Source organism: Dinoroseobacter sp. S375, from assembly GCF_049800775.1.
GTDB lineage: Bacteria > Pseudomonadota > Alphaproteobacteria > Rhodobacterales > Rhodobacteraceae > Dinoroseobacter.
Map to the genome: position 1 here is coordinate 14,267 of NZ_JBNAFR010000016.1, position 18,323 is coordinate 32,589.

Annotated in this window: 19 protein-coding genes; 6 read left to right on the plus strand and 13 right to left on the minus strand. The window is 64.5% G+C overall.

Annotated features, from left to right (window positions below):
• Window positions 1-394: 394 nt before the first annotated feature.
• The gene (locus tag ACP150_RS21100) at window positions 395-1,063 is read left to right on the plus strand and encodes a YrbL family protein (RefSeq protein WP_424968693.1); all 669 of its coding nucleotides are present in this window, start codon (window positions 395-397) and stop codon (window positions 1,061-1,063) included.
• Window positions 1,064-1,224: 161 nt separating this feature from the next.
• Here the strand turns inward: ACP150_RS21100 and rplL are convergent, their stop codons facing one another.
• The 8 genes from rplL to ACP150_RS21140 all read right to left on the minus strand — a co-directional run bounded on the left by rplL (window position 1,225) and on the right by ACP150_RS21140 (window position 6,990).
• Window positions 1,225-1,605, minus strand: a complete 381-nt coding sequence (gene rplL, locus ACP150_RS21105) for a 50S ribosomal protein L7/L12 (protein ID WP_424968694.1) — start codon at window positions 1,603-1,605, stop codon at window positions 1,225-1,227.
• 72 nt (window positions 1,606-1,677) lie between these two features.
• Complete coding sequence (rplJ, locus tag ACP150_RS21110) at window positions 1,678-2,196, minus strand: 50S ribosomal protein L10 (RefSeq protein WP_424968695.1); 519 nt, start codon at window positions 2,194-2,196, stop codon at window positions 1,678-1,680.
• 350 nt (window positions 2,197-2,546) lie between these two features.
• Window positions 2,547-3,593 (minus strand): Hint domain-containing protein, encoded by a 1,047-nt coding sequence (locus ACP150_RS21115; protein ID WP_424968696.1) that lies wholly within the window; start codon window positions 3,591-3,593, stop codon window positions 2,547-2,549.
• A 303-nt stretch (window positions 3,594-3,896) separates the two neighbouring features.
• Complete coding sequence (gene rplA / locus ACP150_RS21120) at window positions 3,897-4,595, minus strand: 50S ribosomal protein L1 (protein WP_424968698.1); 699 nt, start codon at window positions 4,593-4,595, stop codon at window positions 3,897-3,899.
• 1 nt (window position 4,596) lies between these two features.
• Window positions 4,597-5,022, minus strand: a complete 426-nt coding sequence (gene rplK, locus ACP150_RS21125) for a 50S ribosomal protein L11 (RefSeq protein ID WP_424968699.1) — start codon at window positions 5,020-5,022, stop codon at window positions 4,597-4,599.
• 125 nt (window positions 5,023-5,147) lie between these two features.
• A complete protein-coding gene (gene nusG / locus ACP150_RS21130; protein WP_424968700.1) occupies window positions 5,148-5,681 on the minus strand; it encodes a transcription termination/antitermination protein NusG in 534 nt (177 codons plus the stop codon).
• Window positions 5,682-5,900: 219 nt separating this feature from the next.
• Window positions 5,901-6,101 (minus strand): preprotein translocase subunit SecE, encoded by a 201-nt coding sequence (secE, locus tag ACP150_RS21135; protein ID WP_424968701.1) that lies wholly within the window; start codon window positions 6,099-6,101, stop codon window positions 5,901-5,903.
• Between the two features lie 136 nt (window positions 6,102-6,237).
• A complete protein-coding gene (locus tag ACP150_RS21140; RefSeq protein WP_424968702.1) occupies window positions 6,238-6,990 on the minus strand; it encodes a DUF1013 domain-containing protein in 753 nt (250 codons plus the stop codon).
• 153 nt (window positions 6,991-7,143) lie between these two features.
• Between ACP150_RS21140 and ACP150_RS21145 the strand changes: the two genes are divergently transcribed.
• On the plus strand, window positions 7,144-7,803 hold the full coding sequence (locus tag ACP150_RS21145; protein ID WP_424968703.1) for a ribonuclease T2 family protein: 660 nt from the start codon (window positions 7,144-7,146) through the stop codon (window positions 7,801-7,803).
• 186 nt (window positions 7,804-7,989) lie between these two features.
• Entirely contained in the window at window positions 7,990-8,667 is a 678-nt protein-coding gene (locus ACP150_RS21150) for a VPLPA-CTERM sorting domain-containing protein (RefSeq protein WP_424968704.1), read from the plus strand.
• A 38-nt stretch (window positions 8,668-8,705) separates the two neighbouring features.
• Here the strand turns inward: ACP150_RS21150 and ACP150_RS21155 are convergent, their stop codons facing one another.
• On the minus strand, window positions 8,706-10,253 hold the full coding sequence (locus ACP150_RS21155; RefSeq protein ID WP_424968705.1) for an AMP-binding protein: 1,548 nt from the start codon (window positions 10,251-10,253) through the stop codon (window positions 8,706-8,708).
• Window positions 10,254-10,311: 58 nt separating this feature from the next.
• The gene (locus ACP150_RS21160) at window positions 10,312-10,917 is read right to left on the minus strand and encodes a TetR/AcrR family transcriptional regulator (protein WP_424968706.1); all 606 of its coding nucleotides are present in this window, start codon (window positions 10,915-10,917) and stop codon (window positions 10,312-10,314) included.
• A gap of 157 nt (window positions 10,918-11,074) precedes the next feature.
• Here ACP150_RS21160 and ACP150_RS21165 point away from each other — a divergent pair, with 157 nt between their 5' ends.
• Both ACP150_RS21165 and ACP150_RS21170 read left to right on the plus strand, forming a co-directional pair.
• Entirely contained in the window at window positions 11,075-12,241 is a 1,167-nt protein-coding gene (locus ACP150_RS21165; RefSeq protein ID WP_424968707.1) for an efflux RND transporter periplasmic adaptor subunit, read from the plus strand.
• A gap of 3 nt (window positions 12,242-12,244) precedes the next feature.
• Complete coding sequence (locus ACP150_RS21170) at window positions 12,245-15,376, plus strand: efflux RND transporter permease subunit (RefSeq protein WP_424968709.1); 3,132 nt, start codon at window positions 12,245-12,247, stop codon at window positions 15,374-15,376.
• Window positions 15,377-15,507: 131 nt separating this feature from the next.
• On the opposite strand, the gene ACP150_RS21175 is transcribed toward ACP150_RS21170, so the two are convergent.
• Both ACP150_RS21175 and ACP150_RS21180 read right to left on the minus strand, forming a co-directional pair.
• Window positions 15,508-16,494 carry an NAD(P)H-quinone oxidoreductase gene (locus tag ACP150_RS21175; RefSeq protein WP_424968710.1) on the minus strand — a complete coding sequence of 329 codons (987 nt, stop codon included), beginning with the start codon at window positions 16,492-16,494 and terminating at the stop codon, window positions 15,508-15,510.
• 9 nt (window positions 16,495-16,503) lie between these two features.
• Entirely contained in the window at window positions 16,504-17,202 is a 699-nt protein-coding gene (locus ACP150_RS21180) for a COQ9 family protein (RefSeq protein ID WP_424968711.1), read from the minus strand.
• Window positions 17,203-17,327: 125 nt separating this feature from the next.
• Here ACP150_RS21180 and rpsU point away from each other — a divergent pair, with 125 nt between their 5' ends.
• On the plus strand, window positions 17,328-17,534 hold the full coding sequence (rpsU, locus tag ACP150_RS21185) for a 30S ribosomal protein S21 (protein ID WP_012176928.1): 207 nt from the start codon (window positions 17,328-17,330) through the stop codon (window positions 17,532-17,534).
• Between the two features lie 78 nt (window positions 17,535-17,612).
• Here the strand turns inward: rpsU and ACP150_RS21190 are convergent, their stop codons facing one another.
• Window positions 17,613-18,143: a tetratricopeptide repeat protein gene (locus tag ACP150_RS21190; RefSeq protein ID WP_424968713.1), complete on the minus strand. Its 531-nt coding sequence runs from the start codon at window positions 18,141-18,143 to the stop codon at window positions 17,613-17,615.
• Between the last annotated feature and the right edge of the window lie 180 nt (window positions 18,144-18,323).

Sequence of the window (18,323 nt, forward strand, 5' to 3'; positions counted from 1 at the left end):
AGCGCTGCGACCTTGACCCCCTTGCGCGAGGCGGCATTTTCAGCGACTTTCTGTGAAGGGCGTTTCACGTGACCGGAAAAATGTTGCTCCTTCTGTCTGAAAACGCCAAAAAAGCGCCCGAATCGCGCGCTTGCTCAGAATTAGCTATCTAGGTCAGGCCATGGCGGAGTGCAACTGTGTCACGTGCAATTTATTGTCGTGCCAGAAATTCCGCCGACCCGGATGGCAGACGCGCGCATGGCTCCGGGGTGCGCGGAACGCAGCCCACCCACATCGCCACCGATAGCAGCACTCCGTAAGACGGCCCTTTCTCCGCTTGAGCTTTGCTGTCATTACAACAACTCTACGCCCCCGAGACCCATACCGGGGACCCCGATAACACAGCAGGGCAGCTATGCTTTTTACCGCAGAGGTCATTGAGCTTTCCGAACCACAGAGGGTCGCCAGCGGCACAGTGCGCTCTGTCTACACGTTTCCCGGACAGCCTGAGCTTTTGATAAAGGTGTTCCATACGCCGGAAAACAGATCCCCAAGAAAGCCGCTCAAGCGATTTGCCTGGAAGCTGTTTCCGACAATGAAATTCCGCAGCATGCTGAATGAGTTGAATTGCGAGTTTCTGGCCACGCTACGGCTGGATAAGGAAATCCGGCATTTGCCGATTTCCCGAATGATGGGAATTGTTCAGACCAATCGCGGTCCCGGTGTTGTGGTCGAACGGATTGCTGGCCCGGATGGGGAGCTCGCCCTGCAGATCGGCCGGGTTCTCCGGGATCGCAAGATCGATGAGACATTGCTGAGCGCGCTGAACAACTTTGTGCAGAGGATGTTTGATCTGCACATCGTGGCACGCGACATCAACGGCTCGAACATCGTTTATGGCACGCGGGACGGCAGCATGGGTTGCTTCCTGGTCGACGGCTATGGCGAGCGTAACCTGATCCCCCTTCGAAGCATGTCCGCCCGACTGAACGCGCGGTCGCTGGAGAAGCAGTTCGCGGTCTTCGCCCAGCGTGCCGGCCTGCTTTGGGATCCGGTGCAGCGCAGCTTTTCAATCCCGGAATAACGTCCCCCAAACGGGGATCGTTGAGAGCCGCAATCGGATCAGCCCCCCCTGTCCGGCACGGCCCGTCGGCGCGGCGGGCAGACCCACACGGAACCGGCATTCACGCAAAGAAAAAGGGCCGCGGAACCCGCGACCCTTTTGTAATTCGGAACAGGTCCGGATTACTTGAGCTCGACCTCGGCGCCAGCTGCTTCCAGCTTGCCTTTGATCTCTTCGGCTTCGGCTTTGTCGACGCCTTCTTTGACAGCTTTGCCGCCAGCTTCGACCAGCTCTTTGGCTTCTTTCAGGCCAAGACCGGTGATCGCGCGGACCTCTTTGATGACGTTGATCTTCTGACCGCCAGCGGCCTTCAGGATCACGTCAAATTCGGTCTGCTCTTCGGCTGCGCCGCCGGCGTCGCCGCCTGCCGGGCCTGCCATCATCACTGCGCCGCCAGCGGCGGGCTCGATGCCGTACTCATCCTTGAGGATGGTTTTCAGTTCTTGTGCTTCGAGAAGCGTCAGACCAACGATCTCTTCTGCAAGTTTCTTCAGATCAGCCATTTTACTGTTTCCGTCTGTATAAATGTGTTCCAACGCGTGGTGCTAAACCCCACGCAGATCTCCGCCACGGGATCAGGCCGCTTCGGCCTTCTCCTCGATGGTCGACAGGATGCTCGCGATGTTCGAAGCAGGGGCGCCAATGGCACCTGCGATGTTCGAAGCGGGGGCACCGATGCAGGACGCGATCTGAGCGATAAGCTCTTCGCGCGACGGCATGGAGGCCACAGCTTTGACACCCGCAGGGTCCAGATAGTCCTCGCCCATGGCACCACCAAGAATTTGGTACTTGGTGTTGTCCTTGGCATACGCCTCCGCGACCTTGGCTGCTGCCACGGGGTCTTCGGAATAGGCGAGAACGGTCATGCCCGTGAGAAGTTCACCGATCTTTTCGTTCGGCTTCCCTTCAAGGGCAATCTTGGCGAGCCTGTTCTTGGCGACACGAACGGATCCACCGGCGTCACGCATGCGCGCCCGGAAATCCTGCATCTCGGCAACCGTGAGACCTGCGTAATGGGCTACGACCACAACGCCAGAGCTTTCGAAGATCTGGCCGAGTTCCTCGACCAGTTTTTCTTTCTGGGCTCTATCCACAGTTTCACTCCAACTTGGGGGCCCAATCGCTTGGGGAACCCCGGCTCAGTTTTACCGGATCGCTCCGGCGGTTTTGGTCCTTTTCTACGGAACCAACACCACCAGGCGCTCAACAGTGTGGGCGCGTCAGAGGTACGTCTGATCCCGTCTCGGGCAGGAATTATGACCTTGAGGGTCACCCACCGTCTTGGACGACTGCAAAGAGCCGCGAATCCACGCAACTCCAGCGAAGGGCGAAGTAGACCGAAACGCCGCGCACGGCAAGGCCCGTTTTCAGGTTCGACCGATGGATGCAGGCAAATGACCCTTCCGGGTGGCGTCGGCGCAAGGGGGCTTCGGGTAGAGCCTGCTCAGGCCGGGCGCAAGAGCGCGCGCAGAGCCGCCTTCCGCTCGACAAAGCGGCGCGCCGGGGTCATCCCCAAGAGCCGTATTCGGGCCGGCGGCGGGACAGCGCGGAACGCTTCGGGAAACAGCGCCGGACTGCGCGGCCCCCAGAACAGGCTCTCGCAGCCTGCCCCCTCTGCCAGGAGCACTTCGTGGCCCTGCAGCAGCAGGTGATGATAGGTGATCGCGCCCTTCGGCGTGGCCACGTCAATGCCCGGTCGGTCCACCAGCTTGATCGCGGGGACGAGAATCTCTTCACCAGCCACATGCAAAAGCACCCGGTGCTGGCGCGACACCACCAATTGGCGCCGCGGCAGACCCTCGCCGAGCGCCCCCGGCGCAATCACGATCGGGCGCTGCCGCTCGAAGACACGCAGTCTTTCTTCGGAACACAGACGCCGCCCCGTCCATAACACAGGCTGCGCCCCGTGATCCCGCGTGACAACCAAATCTCCGGCCACGATATCCTCGACCGGGCGAGGCCCGATGGGCGTTTCGATCAGGGTACCGCCGGCAAAGCAGGGCAGGTCGCTGCCCGCCAGACCGATATCGAAGATGTCCCAGCCCCCGCCGGAACCATCCCCCGACACCCTGATGCTTGTGACCGGCACATGAAATTGCAGCACCGCCGTATCCATACCCTGCCAGCTGCCCGACGCTGTAAGCTCACCATCGGCATTGATGATCTGATTGCCGCCGAGATCATGAAAGCTGGCCTGACCGGAGGCGATCATCGCGTTGAGATCCGTGGGCTGCCCGTCCACCTCCACCACATATTCCTCGCCGACATTCGAGCTGGAAATGTAGATCGCCGTATTCGCCACCGGAGCGTCGAACGTCACCTCAACGAAGCCGTTTGATTGCTGGATCTGCGCCCCATCATCGACGTCGCCCCAGTCGCGGGTCCGCGCGTTGGAGGAGACGGAGTAGCCTACGCTGGAGCCATCGGGCATCGTCATCGATCCCGTCGCCCCATTGCTGTAATTGTCTATCTTGTCGTCGAAGACACTCATGGATCGGCCTCGCGGTTTCACGAAGCCTTGTCAGAAAGGTCCTAAGGTCCGGTTATCCCAGGGCCATGGCGATCAGGCCCTTGTCCGGCCCGGACAGCCCCGGCGCATGTTTCGAGTTGGGCATCAACATGAGTGGACAGGTTCGAACGGGCAGTGGCCTCTGCGAAAATGGTACCCGCCCGGGGCGGGCCCGGACTGGGCGTACATATCCGCCCGAGACTAAACCCGGTCGCGCGATGCGCCACCTCGCAAAGAAAAAGGGCGACCCGAGGGCCGCCCTTTGAAACTGGATCTGAGGCTGGCTCAGTTGCCGGTGGCGCTGTCCACGGCGATGGTCACGCCCGGGCCCATGGTGGAGCTCAGCGCGATCTTCTTCATGTAGGCCCCTTTGGCGCCGGACGGCTTGGCCTTGGAGACGGCGTCCACAAAGGCGCGGACGTTCTCGATCAGCTTGGCCTCATCGAAGGAGGCTTTGCCGACGCCGGCATGCACAACACCGGCCTTCTCGGCCTTGAACTGCACTTCACCGCCCTTGGCGGCTTCGACAGCGGCTTTGACATCCATGGTCACCGTGCCGACCTTGGGGTTCGGCATCAGGTTGCGCGGGCCGAGGATCTTACCCAGGCGGCCAACGATCGGCATCATGTCCGGGGTCGCGATGCAGCGGTCGAACTCGATCTTGCCGGACTGGATGGTCTCCATCAGGTCCTCTGCACCGACGATATCGGCACCAGCGGCCTGCGCCTCTTCGGCCTTGGGGCCACGGGCGAAGACGGCCACGCGGACGGTCTTGCCGGTGCCGTTGGGCAGGCTGACCACACCGCGGACCATCTGGTCTGCGTGGCGCGGGTCAACGCCGAGGCACATGGCGATCTCGATGGTCTCGTCGAATTTCGAAGTGGCGTTGCCCTTGATCAGGGAGACGGCCTCTTCCACGGTCACATCGGTCTTGCCAACCAGAGCTTCACGGGCGGCGCGGGTGCGTTTTCCAAGCTTAGCCATCTTACTTCACCTCGATGCCCATGGATCGGGCAGAGCCCAGGATGATCTGCATGGCGCCATCAATGTCGTTGGCGTTCAGATCTTTCATCTTCGCTTCGGCGATCTCGCGCACCTGCGCGGCGGTCACCGTACCCACAACCTGACGGGAGGGGGTGTTGGCGCCGGATTTCACCTTGGCGGCCTTCTTCAGGTAGTAAGACGCGGGCGGCGTCTTGATGTCCATGGTGAAGGACTTGTCCTGATAGTAGGTGATCACGGTCGGGCACGGCGCGCCGGGCTCCAGGTCCTGCGTCTTGGCGTTGAACGCCTTGCAGAATTCCATAATGTTGATACCGCGCTGACCGAGCGCCGGGCCCACGGGCGGGGACGGGTTCGCTTGTCCGGCGGGCACCTGCAGCTTCATCGTGCCTGCGAGTTTCTTGGCCATCTGGCCTCTCCTTCTTGTCAACACCCGGCCGGACGCGTCCGGTGGGCTTCATGAACGGGCGGACCCGTTCGGGTTGCCGTGGTCCGGGTTGGCGATCGCGACCGCCGCGCCTCCCACGTTTGCACTCAGGCCGTTTTCGAGACCTGCGTGAATTCCAGCTCGACCGGGGTGGCCCGGCCAAAGATCGAGACGGTCACCTTCAGGCGGCTGTTCTCGTCATCCACTTCCTCGACGCTGCCCGAGAAGCCCTCGAAGGGCCCGTCGGTCACGTTGACCTCTTCGCCGATGTCGAAGGTGATCAGGCTGCGCGGCGCCTCGGCGCCTTCCTCGACGCGGTTGAGGATCTGGTTCACCTCTTCATCGCGCATGGCCATGGGGCGGCCCTGAGGCCCGAGAAACCCGGTGACGCGGTTGATCGAGTTGATCAGGTGATAGCCTTGGTCGGTCATCTCCATGCGCACCAGAACATAGCCGGGCATGAAGCGCCGCTCGGCGGTGACCTTCTTGCCGCGCCGAACCTCGATGACCTCTTCCGTCGGAACCAGCACTTCCTCGATATCGTCCTCGAGGCCCGCCTCCTCGACAGAATGACGGATCTGCTCGGCAATCTTCTTCTCGAAATTCGAGAGGACGCTCACCGAATACCACCGCTTGGCCATGTCGCTCGTTTCCCTGCCCTTGAGGCGCTTGCCGGACGAAACGTCCGGAGAATTCCTGTCTGCCGGACCAACCTCCGGCGGGTCCCCCTTACAAAAAACAGCGTGCAGCACGAATCGCAGCACGCTATTTCAGGGGATGCGGTGGCGTTTAGCCCCGTTACTGGTCGAATTCAACCGGGTTCTGCGCGACCCGGCCTCTCGGCAGGGCAGCGCCCGGGATCAACTTCCGAAGAAGTTCAGAACCGCCTGCAGACCCGTGCGGATCGTCCAGTCCACAAAGAAGAAGAAGATCGCCGTCAGGACCGCCATGACGAAGACCATGGTCGATGTGACCAGGACCTCTTTGCGGGTCGGCCAAGTGACCTTGGAGACTTCGGCGCGCACCTGCTGAAGGAACTGGAACGGATTGGTGGTAGCCATGGAACTCTATCGCCTGACGCTGTTGGATTTGGTGCAGATACGCGGTCGGTGCCCGGATTTCAAGGCGCATTGCACGCCCTGAGACCTCGGCGCACGGCGGTTTGATCCGCCGCAGGCCGAGACCGCGCGCCCCGGATCAGGGCTGCTCGTCTTCGTCGTCGTTCGTATCGGGCAAGTTAAAGAGGCTGTCTGCATCCACGAGGGTGCTCTTGTCCTCTTCTTCCTCGTCGTCCCCGCCGAGCAGGGTGAAGCTCTCGAGCCCCGAGATCGCCGTGGGCATCCGCGGCTCCGGCTCCATCTCGAGCGACTGCTCGGTCGATACCAACTTGCGACGCTCGTCATCGCTCATCAGCTCGCCATCGCGGGCCTTCTTGGCTGCGGCCTTCTGCACGGCGGCGTCCAGCTCGGTCTGCTTGCAGAGCCCCAGTGCCACCGGGTCGATGGGCTGAATGTTCTGGATATTCCAATGGGTACGCTCGCGGATCGCCTGAATGGTCGGCTTGGTGGTGCCGACGAGCTTGGAGATCTGGCCATCGCTCAGCTCCGGGTGGAACTTCACCAGCCACAGGATCGAGGCCGGACGGTCCTGCCGCTTGGACAGCGGGGTGTAGCGCGGTCCACGGCGCTTTTCCTCGCCGGTGGCGGCAGGGTTGTATTTCAGCTTGAGCTTGTAGCTTGGGCTCTTCTCGCCGCGATCGATCTCGATCTGGTCGAGCTGGTTGTTCGCGATCGGGTCGAACCCCTTCACGCCCGTCGCCACATCACCATCGGCGATGCCCTGCACCTCAAGCTCATGGAGCTCACAGAAATCGGCGATCTGCTTGAAGCTCAGCGTCGTGTTGTCGACCAGCCAGACCGCGGTCGCCTTCGTCATCAATGGTTTTGCCATTGCATGCATCTCCTCAAATCCTGGGCCGGTCGAGGGCCGCAGACATACCTCCCCCCGTGCCGGAAACCGGCGGCACCGACCGTGGTGCAGGTTCTCGCTTTGGGGGAACTTGCCGGGTATATAGTCTGGGAACCATTCTGAGGGAAGCCCGAAATGCGCCCATGCCCCCGCGTAGTAACGCTTTGGATCGGTCTGTTGCTGGCCGCACTCGGTCCCGGACAGGCGCATGCGGATGGCGAAAAAGCCGGGGCGTTCGACTATTACGTCCTCGCGCTGAGCTGGTCGCCCAACTGGTGCCTGCGCGAAGGCGATGCCCGCGAGGCGGCGGAATGCGCCCCGGGCGCGGCGCGGGGCTGGACCCTGCACGGGCTCTGGCCGCAATACGAGCGGGGCTGGCCGAGCTATTGCCGGACCTCCGCGCGGGACCCGTCCCGGCGCATGACCGGAGATATGGTCGACATCATGGGATCGAGCGGTCTCGCCTGGCACCAGTGGAAGAAGCACGGGCGGTGCTCGGGCCTCTCGGCGGAGGGGTATTTCGACGCCTCGCGCAAGGCTTATGGCCAGATCACCCGCCCCGAGATCCTCCGCAAACTTGATCGCGAGGTCGCCCTGCCGGCCGCTGTGGTCGAAGAGGCCTTCCTGCGCGAAAACCCCGACCTGCAGCCGGATATGATCACCATCACCTGCCGCGACCGCCGCATTCAGGAAGCGCGGATTTGCCTGACCCGGGACCTGTCACTGCGGCGCTGCGGAGCGGATGTTTTGCGCGAATGTCAGCTCGACGACGCATTGTTCGCACCACTGAGATAATCAGCACTATTGCAGCAGTTTTGGCTCCGATTCGGCTTTTTGCGCCAAATCGGCTCGTGTTAATGTCAAGATTTCGCTCAAAATATCACTAAAATCGCGGGACTTTGCCGATTTTCTGTTCAGTTTATGAAAATCGTGATAAAATCGGGCCTTGTAGACCCTGTGAGTATAAGAGGTGCCCCACTCATGTTTCGTAGTTCCCTCGTCGGCGCTTGTGTCGCAGCCGCCGCGCTCTGCGCGCCACTCGCCGCCGCAGCAACCACCTATTCCATTACCGGCATTGTCCAGACGATCGGCACGGCCGATCCCTATCCGAACGGGTTCGGCAGCTCGGTGTTCCACGACCAAACAGCGGGCCAGATGTCCGGCGGCGTGCTTGACACGCTCAGCCTCGCGATACCGTCGCCGCTTGGCCTCAACACCTGGGACAGCGTGACCGGCGATATCGGGTTCACCTTCGACCTCGCGGGTGGTGGGGGCGGGACGGCCTCGGGCACGCTCGACCTGACCGGCACCGCGACGAGCTCCATCGGATACCAAAGCCTGGCCGGAAGCCTCGACTTCTCGTTCAGCGCTGACAGCATGTTCGGCGCGACGACGCAGACCTTCGTCTTCGCGGACACGTTCCACAACCCCGAAGCCAACGGCACCGATCTGACCCAGATCAGCCTCTGGGGCGATCTGGGCAACTACAATCAGGCGGATTGCGCCACGGGCGGATCGATCACCTGCCTGGGCATCGATCTGCGCCTGTCGATCAAGGAACAGGACCCGCTGGTGATCCCACCGGTTCCGCTGCCTGCGCCGGCACTCCTGCTGCTTGCCGGTCTCGGCGGTCTGGGGCTCATGCGCCGTAAGGCCTGAACCCGCAGACCGACCCCACAGGTCGCGGCGGAGCCTGGTTACCCCTCCGCTGCGACCTGATCCCGCAACAGCCGCCGCAGGATCTTGCCAGAGGCTGATTTCGGAACAGACTCGACAAAGATCACTTTCGCCAATTGCTTGTAGTGGGCCAGATGGGCCGCGCCATGGGCGATCACCGCCTCGGCGTCCAGATCGTCGCGGGTTCTGACCACAAAGGCGATGGGCCGCTCGCCCGCCTCGTCATCCGGCACGCCGATCACCGCAGCATCGCTGATCCCGTCATGGGTCAGCAGCACAGCCTCCAGCTCGGCAGGCGCCACCTGAAACCCCTTCACCTTGATCAGCTCTTTCACCCGGTCGGTGATGAAGAGATTGCCCGCATCGTCAAACCGGCCCAGATCGCCGGTCCGCAACCAGCCCCCGTCGGCCATGGTCTCTGCCGTGGCGTCGGGCCGGTTGAGGTAGCCGAGCATCACCTGCGGCCCCCGTACCCACAGCTCGCCCTCCTCCGCGTCCTGACCAGTCTCGGCCTCCACGATCCGGCATTCGGTCCGGCCGACGATCTGGCCCACCGACCCGGTCACATTCCGCCCCTGCGGCGTGATATGGGACACCGGGCTCATCTCGGTCATGCCATAGGCCTGCACCATCTCGCAGCCCAACCGCGCCGCCACCGCGTCGGCGACATCTCCGCCCAGCGGCGCAGCACCGGACACGATGTATTCCAGGCTCGACAGGTCGTACTGATCCACCAGCGGGTGTTTGGCCAGCGCCAGAGCGACCGGGGGCGCGATATAGAGCTGCCGGGGCTTGTGGGTCTGGCAGAGCGACAGGAACTGCTCCAGATCGAAGCGCGGCATGGTCACCACCACAGCCCCCTGCGCCAGATAGAGGTTCATCAGAACCGTCATCCCATAGATGTGAAAGAACGGCAGGAACCCGAGGGTCACATCACCCGGCCGGATTTCGATGACATCCAGACATTGATCGACATTCACCACCAGATTGCGATGGCTCAGCATCACCCCCTTGGGCAGGCCTGTCGTCCCCGAGGAATAGGGCAGCACGACCGGATCCGTCTCCAGATCCACGGGCACCTGCTGCGCCAGCGGCGGGCCGAACAGCGCCTCGAGCCCGCCGGGCCCCGCGACCCCGATCATCACGATCTCAGAGACATCGGCAGCCTGAGCCGCCGCCTGTGCGAGCTCGGCAAAGGGCGGGACGGTGATGAGCATCTTGGCACCGCTGTCGCGCAGCTGATGGGCGGCTTCCTCGGCGGTGTAGGTGGGGTTGAGCGTGGTGACCGTCGCCCCGGCAAAGGCCACCCCGTGAAAGGCGGTCGCATAATCCGGCGTGTTGGGCGCCATGATGGCAATCACGTCGCCCGGGCCAATGCCCCGCGCCTGCAACCCGCCCGCAAAGGCGCGGATCCGCGCCTCAAGTTCGGTGCCGGTCATGATCGCGCCGCTGGGCCCGTCAACCAGCGCCGGATTGTCCCCCGAAATGGCCAGCCCCTCGAACAGGGCCTCAGTGATCGAGACATCGCGCAAGGGCGTGTCACGGTAGCCGCTTTTGTAGATCGTCATGGTGTCTCCTCCCGCGTCGAGCCTAGCAGGCTTTGACGCCGAAGCGAGTACCTTCCGCTCAGCGCCCGGTCAGCAACCGGCGCGTGGCATCCGCCACCAGATCCTCGACCGGGGTCTGCATCTTGGCAAACTCCGCCTTGCCGTCGATCCGCAGGAAGGACATGCCATGGACAAAGGTCCAGAGCGGGAAAGACGCCTTCAGAACGTCCTCGTCCACCTCGGTCTTGCCGAGATAGGCTGCAACCTGCAGCAACAGTCCCGCATAGCAGTCTTGCCCGGCCTCCTCGAGGTCATCTCGTTTGTAGTCTTCGGAAAACATCACCCGGAACACCCCGGGATGGGCCTCGGCGAAATCCACATAGGCGACACCCGAGGCGATGATCCCCTCGACCGAGCCATGCGGGAAGGGTGCCGCCGCCGCATGCAGCGCGGCGGTCATCTGCGTCATCCCTTCGAGGATCACCGCCGCCAGCATATCCGTCTTGTCGGAAAAATGCCGATAGGGCGCCGCGGTCGAGACCCCGGCCCGGCGGCAGGCCTCGGAGACCGAGAAGCCTTCGGGGCCCTTTTCCTCGACCAGTTCCCGAGTCGCGGTGACAAGCTGCTGGCGGAGATCCCCGTGATGGTACCCCGCCTTTCCCGTCACTTTCGTTGCCTGTTTCACGAGCGAACTGCCTTGTTTTCCAAGCGCCTTCGCGCCTGCGCCCGGTCTGCGCCGCGCATGGGAAGAATTAATGTTAGACTTTCTAACACTCGCGCCCTACATAGAACGGATGTAAGACCTTCTAACTTCTTTGTCGCCCATCTGCAAGGAACCCGCCATGTCCATCACCGCTCCGCCCGCCTCCAACGACGCACCCCGCCCGTCCCTTCTGCGCCGCACCCTGCGACGCCTGGGGATCCTGACCGGCACGGGCCTGACCATTGCGCTGGCCGTGGGACTGGTGGTGAGCGGCTCTGGGTTGATCGCGGCACGGGCAGCCGGGGACAGCACGCCGGTGCAGGACCCGGTGCTGCCGGTCGAGGTCGCACCGCTGGTGGTGCAGGACAGCTACGCGGTCACCGCCGCCTTTACCGGGCAGGTTGAGGCCGCCCGCAGCGCGGATTTGGGATTTGAGACCGGCGGCACTCTGGCGGAGGTGCTGGTGGATGAGGGCGACCGGGTGGTCACGGGCGACGTGCTGGCACGGCTCGACATTCGCAGCCTGCAGGCAGAGCGGGCCGCCCAGAGCGCCGCCCGGGACGCCGCCATTGCCCGCCGGGATCTCGCCAAGCTGACCGCCGAGCGGCAGAAACGGCTGGCCGCCTCGGATTTCTCCTCGACCCAGCGCGCGGATGAGGCCCGCTTCCGGCTTGCCGAAGCCGAGGCGGAGATCGCCCAGCTCGACGCGGCCCTGCTGACCATCGACATCGCCCTGACGAAATCCGAGATCACCGCACCCTTCCCGGGCACGGTGTCGGACCGGCTGCGGGACGAGGGCGCGCGCCTTGGCAGCGGCACGCCGGTGCTGCGGCTGGAGGAAACCGATGCGCCCCATCTGCGCGTCGGCCTGCCCGATGCTCTGGCCAGCGCCCTGCCCCCGCAGACCGAAGTCACTGTGACCCTGCCCCGGGGCACCGGCACGGCGCGGCTGGACCGGCTGCGCCCGGATCTCGACCCGGCGACCCGGACCCGCGCCGCACTCTTTACCCTCGACCAGCCTGCGCCCTCGGGCACGCTGGTCTCGCTGGAGCTTGCCCGCGAGGTGCCCGGAACCGGGGCTTGGGTTCCGCTCTCGGCGCTGAGCGAGGGGATCCAGGGCCTCTGGACGCTCTACCTGCTGGATGACAGCAACACCCTGCGTCGGGAATCGGTCGAGGTTCTGCACGCCACGGGCAGCCGGGCCTTTGTCGCCGGAACCTTCCCCCATGGCGCGCGCTACGTGCCCGCGGGCGCCCACCGCGTGGCCCCGGGTCAGCGCGTGACCCCCATCGCGGCGGAGGGCTGATCCATGTTCACCCTCCCCTTTCGCAACCCGCGACTGGTGATCCTTGCGCTGCTGGTGATCATCTCGGCCGGGGCCTCGGCCTTCCTGTCCCTCGGACGGCAGGAAGACCCGACCATCACCAACCTCAACGCCACCATCACGACCCTCTACCCGGGTGCCGAGCCCAGCCGGATCGAGGCGCTGATCTCGCAGCCCCTCGAGGAGGAGATGCGCACCCTGGCGGATATGAACACGATCTCCTCCACCTCGGCCACGGGGATCTCGGTGATCAGCCTCGAGCTGAACGAGACCACGGACCCCGCCAAGATCGAAGAGATCTGGTCCAAGGCCCGCGACGGCGTCACAGATGTCGCCCGCACCTTCCCCGGCGGCGCATTGCCGCCGGAATTCGATAGCGACGGAATCGCCGCCTTTGGCGCGATCTTTGCGGTCAAGCCCAGCGCCGAGCCCGCCAACCCCGCGGTCCTCGCCCGCACCGCCGAGGAATTGGCCGAACGCCTGCGCAACGTGCCCGGAACCAAAAGCGTCGAGAGCTTCGGCACCCCCGAAGAAGAGGTCCTCGTCACTCTGGATCCGGCCCAGATCGCCGCCCTCGGACTGACGCCGGAGGCAATCTCGGGCGCGGTGCAGCGCGCCGACGCCAAGGTCCAGTCCGGACGGCTGGTGAGTGGCAGCACCGACATCCTGCTCGACGTGCAGGGCGATATCGAGGCGCTGGACCGCCTGCGCCGGATCGTGCTGGTCACCGGCGCCGAAGGACAGGTGACCCGGCTGGGCGACGTGGCCGAAATCTCGCGCACGCCGCGCACGCCTGCTGCGGCCCTCGCACTGGTCGATGGCCAAGACGCCGTGCTTCTGGGCGTGCAGGCCAATGAAGGGCTGCAGATCGATGTCTGGATGGGCTGGGTGCAGGAAGAGGTCGCGGATTTCGAAGCGCTCCTGCCGAACTCCCTCGTGGTCGAACAACTCTTCGACCAGGCCGTCTATACCGCGGACCGGCTGACCGAGGTGGCCGTGAACATGGCCATCGGCGTCGGCCTCGTGGTGCTGGTGCTGCTGGTGACGCTCGGAGTGCGGGCAGCATTGATCGTGGCCGCGGTCCTTCCCCTTGTGAGCCTCGCGACGATTGCCTCGATGAACTTCATCGGCCTGCCAATCCACCAGATGAGCGTGACCGGCCTGATCGTGGCGTTGGGGCTGCTGGTCGATGCAGCGATCGTGATGACCGACGACATTCGCCAACGCCTCGCCAAGGGAGCCACGCGACTGGAGGCCGTGGATACGGCGATCCGCCGTCTGGCCGCGCCGCTTCTGGCCTCGACCGTGACCACGGCGCTGAGCTTCGTGCCGATGATCCTTCTGCCCGGCGGGGCGGGGGATTTCGTTGGCGCAATTGCGATTGCCGTTGTGCTGATGCTGGTCTGGTCTTTCATCATCGCCCTGACCATCACCCCGGCCCTTGCGGGCTGGCTCCTGCCCGAGGGCGGGCGGGGCGCGGGGCTGCCCTCGGGGCTGCCGGGCCGGGTGTTCCACGCAAGCCTGCGCTGGTCCGTGCACAACCCGATCCGGTCGGTCGCGCTCGCGCTGGTCCTGCCGGTGATGGGCTTTGTCAGCTTTCCCACCCTGACGGCGCAGTTCTTCCCGGGCGTGGATCGCGACCAGTTTCATATCGAAGTGGATCTGGCCAAGGGCACGGCCCTGTCCGAGACCCATGACCTGGTCGAGGCGATGGATGCCGAGCTGCGCGCCACGGACGGGATCACCCGGGTGGCCTGGACCCTCGGGGAAAGCGCGCCCGCCTTCTATTACAATATCGTAGGCTCCCGTCAGAGCGAGCCCAGCTTTGCCCAAGCGCTGATCACCACGCGATCGCCGGATGATACGGCCGCGCTTCTGGAGCCGCTGCAAACCCGCCTGACCGAAGCCTACCCCGAGGCCCGTATCCTCGTGCGCGGCCTGATACAGGGCCCGCCCGTGGATGCCCCGGTGGAGTTTCGGCTCGAAGGCCCGACGCTCGAGGTGCTGCGCGCCGAGGGGGAACGGCTGCGCGCCATTCTGCTGGGCGTCGACGGGATCACGACCGTGCGCGCGAGCTACGAAGGCGGCGCGCCCAAGGTGCAGGTCGATGTGGATGAGGCCGCAGCACAGCTCGCCGGGCTCAGCCTCGCCGATGTCGCGCGCCAGTTGCAGACAGGCCTCGATGGCGTGACCGGCGGGTCTCTGATCGAGGCATCAGAACAGCTCCCCGTCAGGGTGCAGCTGGGGGCGGGAACGCGGGACGATCTCGAGCGGATTTCACAGATGCTCATCGTACCACCACCGGGGACCGGCCGTCAGAGCCAGACCCTGCCCGCGTTCCCCCTATCCGCCATCGCGGAAATCGCGCTCGTGCCCTCGGACAGCCCCATCGCGCGGCGCGACGGGACACGGGTGAACACGGTGCAGGCCTTCATCGCGCCCGATCTGTTGCCACAAGAGGCGCTGGTCCGCGCGCAGGCGGCCATCGATGCGGCGGGGTTCGCCCTTCCGGCCGGGTACAACCTCGCGATTGGCGGGGACGCGGATGCGCGCAACGACACGGTGAACCGGCTGATGGCGCCCCTTGGCCTGATCGTGACCCTGTCGCTCGCGACGATCGTGCTGACCTTCGGCTCCTTCCGGCTTTCGGCGGTGACCATGGTGGTGGCCGTGCTGTCCGCCGGGCTCAGCATCCTGTCCCTTGCGGTGTTCCAATACCCGTTCGGGATCACGGCGATCATCGGGGTAATCGGCTCCATCGGGGTGTCGATCAACGCAGCGATCATCATCCTGACCGGTTTGCAACAGGATGACGCGGCGGCGGCTGGGGATCGCGATGCCATGGCCCAAGTCGTGATGAACGGCTCGCGCCATATCCTGTCCACGACGCTGACCACCTTCGGGGGGTTCCTGCCGCTGATCCTGGCCGGCGGAGGGTTCTGGCCGCCTTTCGCCATGGCGGTGGCCGGGGGTGTGCTGCTGTCGACTGTGGTGAGCTTCTATTTCACCCCACCGCTCTTCGCCCTCATCCGCCCCCGGAGATCCAGGGCGGCCTCGGGGGCCGAGGCCGCGGACGCGCCCAGCCGGTCCGTCGCGCTCAAGATCGCAGCCGAATGACCGCACGCGTCCGGCCCGCGACCTCACCGTCGCGGGCCGCGGGGGCTCTCACGCGGCACCGGTTCTCTTAAGTCTCTAAATTTCCCCGCCGGAGGCTCCGCCCCCTGCCACGAGCGCCTCCGCCCGCCGGATTAGACCGACAGCACGATCTTTCCGATATGAGCGGAGCTTTCCATCCGCGCATGCGCCTGCTCGGCATCCTCCAGCGCGAAGGTGCTGTCCATCACCACCTTGATGCGCCCCGAGGACAAAAGCGGCCAGACCTCCCGCTCCAGATCCTCGGCGATCCGGGCCTTTGCCAGATCCGACTGAGGTCTCAGGGTCGACCCGGTGATCGTCAGCCGCCGCATCATCAGCGGCGCGAAGTTCACCGCCATCTTCGGCCCCTGCAGAAACGCGATCTGCACGAGGCGGCCATCCTCAGCCAGGCTCTTGAGGTTGCGGAGGATGTAGTCGCCGCCGACCATATCGAGGATCACATCCGCGCCCCCCTCGGCCTTGAGGATCGGCACGAAATCCTCCTCGCGATAGTTGATCGCGCGCTCGGCACCCAGCGCGGTGCAGGCGGCACATTTCTCAGCCGATCCAGCGGTCGTGAAGACCCGCGCCCCGCGGGCAAGGGCCAGCTGGATCGCCACGGTCCCGATGCCGGACGAGCCGCCATGGACCAGAAACCGCTCACCGCCGACCAAACCGCCGCGTGTCACCACATTGGACCAGACCGTGTAATGGTTCTCACAAAGCGCTGCCGCCTGATCCAAGGGCATGCCCTCAGGGATCGGCAGGGCGTGGGCCGCAGGGCACACCACGTATTCCGCATACCCCCCGCCCGGGGTCAGCGCGCAGACCGCATCGCCCTCAGCCCAGCGCGCCACATCCGGGCCCGTGGCCACGACCGTACCCGAAACCTCCAGCCCCGGCAGATCGCTCGCCGTGGGGGGCGGCGCATAGCTGCCCGCGCGCTGCAACGCATCGGGGCGGTTCACCCCGGCAAAAGCCACCTTGATCAGGATCTGACCAGCCCCGGGCACGGGCACGGGCCGCTCACAGGGGCGCAGAACCTCGGGTCCGCCGGGTTCCGTGATCTCTACGGCGCGCATTGTCTGGGGCAGGTCCATGGGGTCGTCCTATTTCGGCCGGTAGGATCCGGGAAGATCCGCGCGGGGCAGTTTCGAGGGCGGCTTGATCTGGCTCAGCACCCAGTTGGGGCCGCTCATCAGACCGCGCAGCAGAGGGTTCTTGTTCACGGCCCCTTTAACCTCTTCGATTTTCATCACATCGTCAATCCGACGGTCAAGGAAGGCCCAGGTGGCCGCATCCCCCTCGGAGCTGTCCCCGAGCCAGTAGAGCACCGTCGCGCCATAGACCCCGGCCAGGGTCGCGCGCTTGGAGTACCAGTTGAAATCATTGGAACTGTCCCCAAGGGTGTCCCAGATCAGGTCGCAGGTCCCCCAGATCGCCTTGGCCCCGTCCGCCGCGTATTGCGGCAGCGCAAAGAGGGTCGTGCCCCGGCGCACGGCCTCCTTGTCATCCACCGCCTCAAGACGATAGCGCACGGCCGCCGCGACCTTGTCGCGAAACCGCAACCCGTCCAGCGGCTCGCGCCGGAGACGGGCGACCATTTCGGCATCCCCCCGGGCATGAAACGCCAGCGCCAGGTCCACATGGCGGCGGGGGTAAAGGCTCTCGGCCAGACCGGGCTCGACCCCGGCATCGGCGCAGGCCGCCTCGAAGGTCGCAGGCGACCAGCCATCGAACGCCACATGGATCAGTGCGGCATCGAGCAGCGCGTCACGCAGTTCCGGGGTGGTACGGGTATCGGTCATCAGGGTCTCCAACGGCGGCGAACAAACGGGCGATCAGGCATGCTGGACATCTAGCCCAGCCCTTGCTATACGGCCACCTCCTGCAATCTGACGCAACACAAACTTAGGAAGGTGGTGACAACCACATGCAGGTCAGCGTACGCGACAACAACGTCGATCAGGCACTGCGGGCTCTCAAGAAGAAGCTGCAGCGCGAGGGTGTGTTTCGGGAAATGAAGCTCAAGCAACATTACGAAAAGCCCTCCGAGAAGAAAGCACGCGAGAAGGCCGAGGCCATTCGCCGTGCCCGTAAACTCGCACGCAAGAAAGCCCAGCGCGAAGGGGGGCTCTAAGCCCAACTCGCTCAGCTTTCGCTGAAAACGACGACCCCCGAGGCCTTGCCCGGGGGTTTGTTGTTTTTCAGGGGCCGCTCAGAAGAGATGCGGCGCGTATTTCCAGGCATCCGCATCGGGCGTGACACTGTCGAGATCGTAATCATTGTCGATCAGATGCTGTGCCGAGGGCTCGCCCAGCTCGGCGGCCCGTGCAATCACCCGACGCCCCTCGGCCTCGTCGCGGGGCACACCGCGCCCCCGCAAGAGATCGAGCCCGTAATTGAACATGGCGACCTCGCTGCCAAGCTCGGCGGCGCGGCGATCCCACTCGGCGGCGGCTTGCGGGTTCTCGGGCCCGGCAAGCCCGTTATCCTCCATCCAGCTGAGCCATGTCATGCCCTGCACATTGCCCCGCGCGGCACTGTCCTCGAACAGCGCGCGCGCCTCCTCATGCAGGCCGGCCTTGGCTGCGCCATAGCCGAGCGCACTGTCCATAGGGGTGGCCTCGCCGATCTTGAGCCGGGCCAGCGCGCCACGTAGGGACAGCTCCTCGGGGTTATGGGTGCCATGATCCTCGATCATCATCTCGCGCGGGGTCGGTTGATCGGCAAGGGCAGCACTGCCCAAGCAAAGCAAAGCGGTCAATAAGACTGTGCGCATATAGTCCTCCAGTTTTGATGCCGCCATTGGATCGGCAATGGGCACGCAATGCGTGAGCGCTTTGCAAGAAACTGTCAGGAAAATGCAAAATCCACCGGGTCGGGGCAGTTTCGGGTCGGTCTCGCTCGGCGCATCCTGCCTGAGACC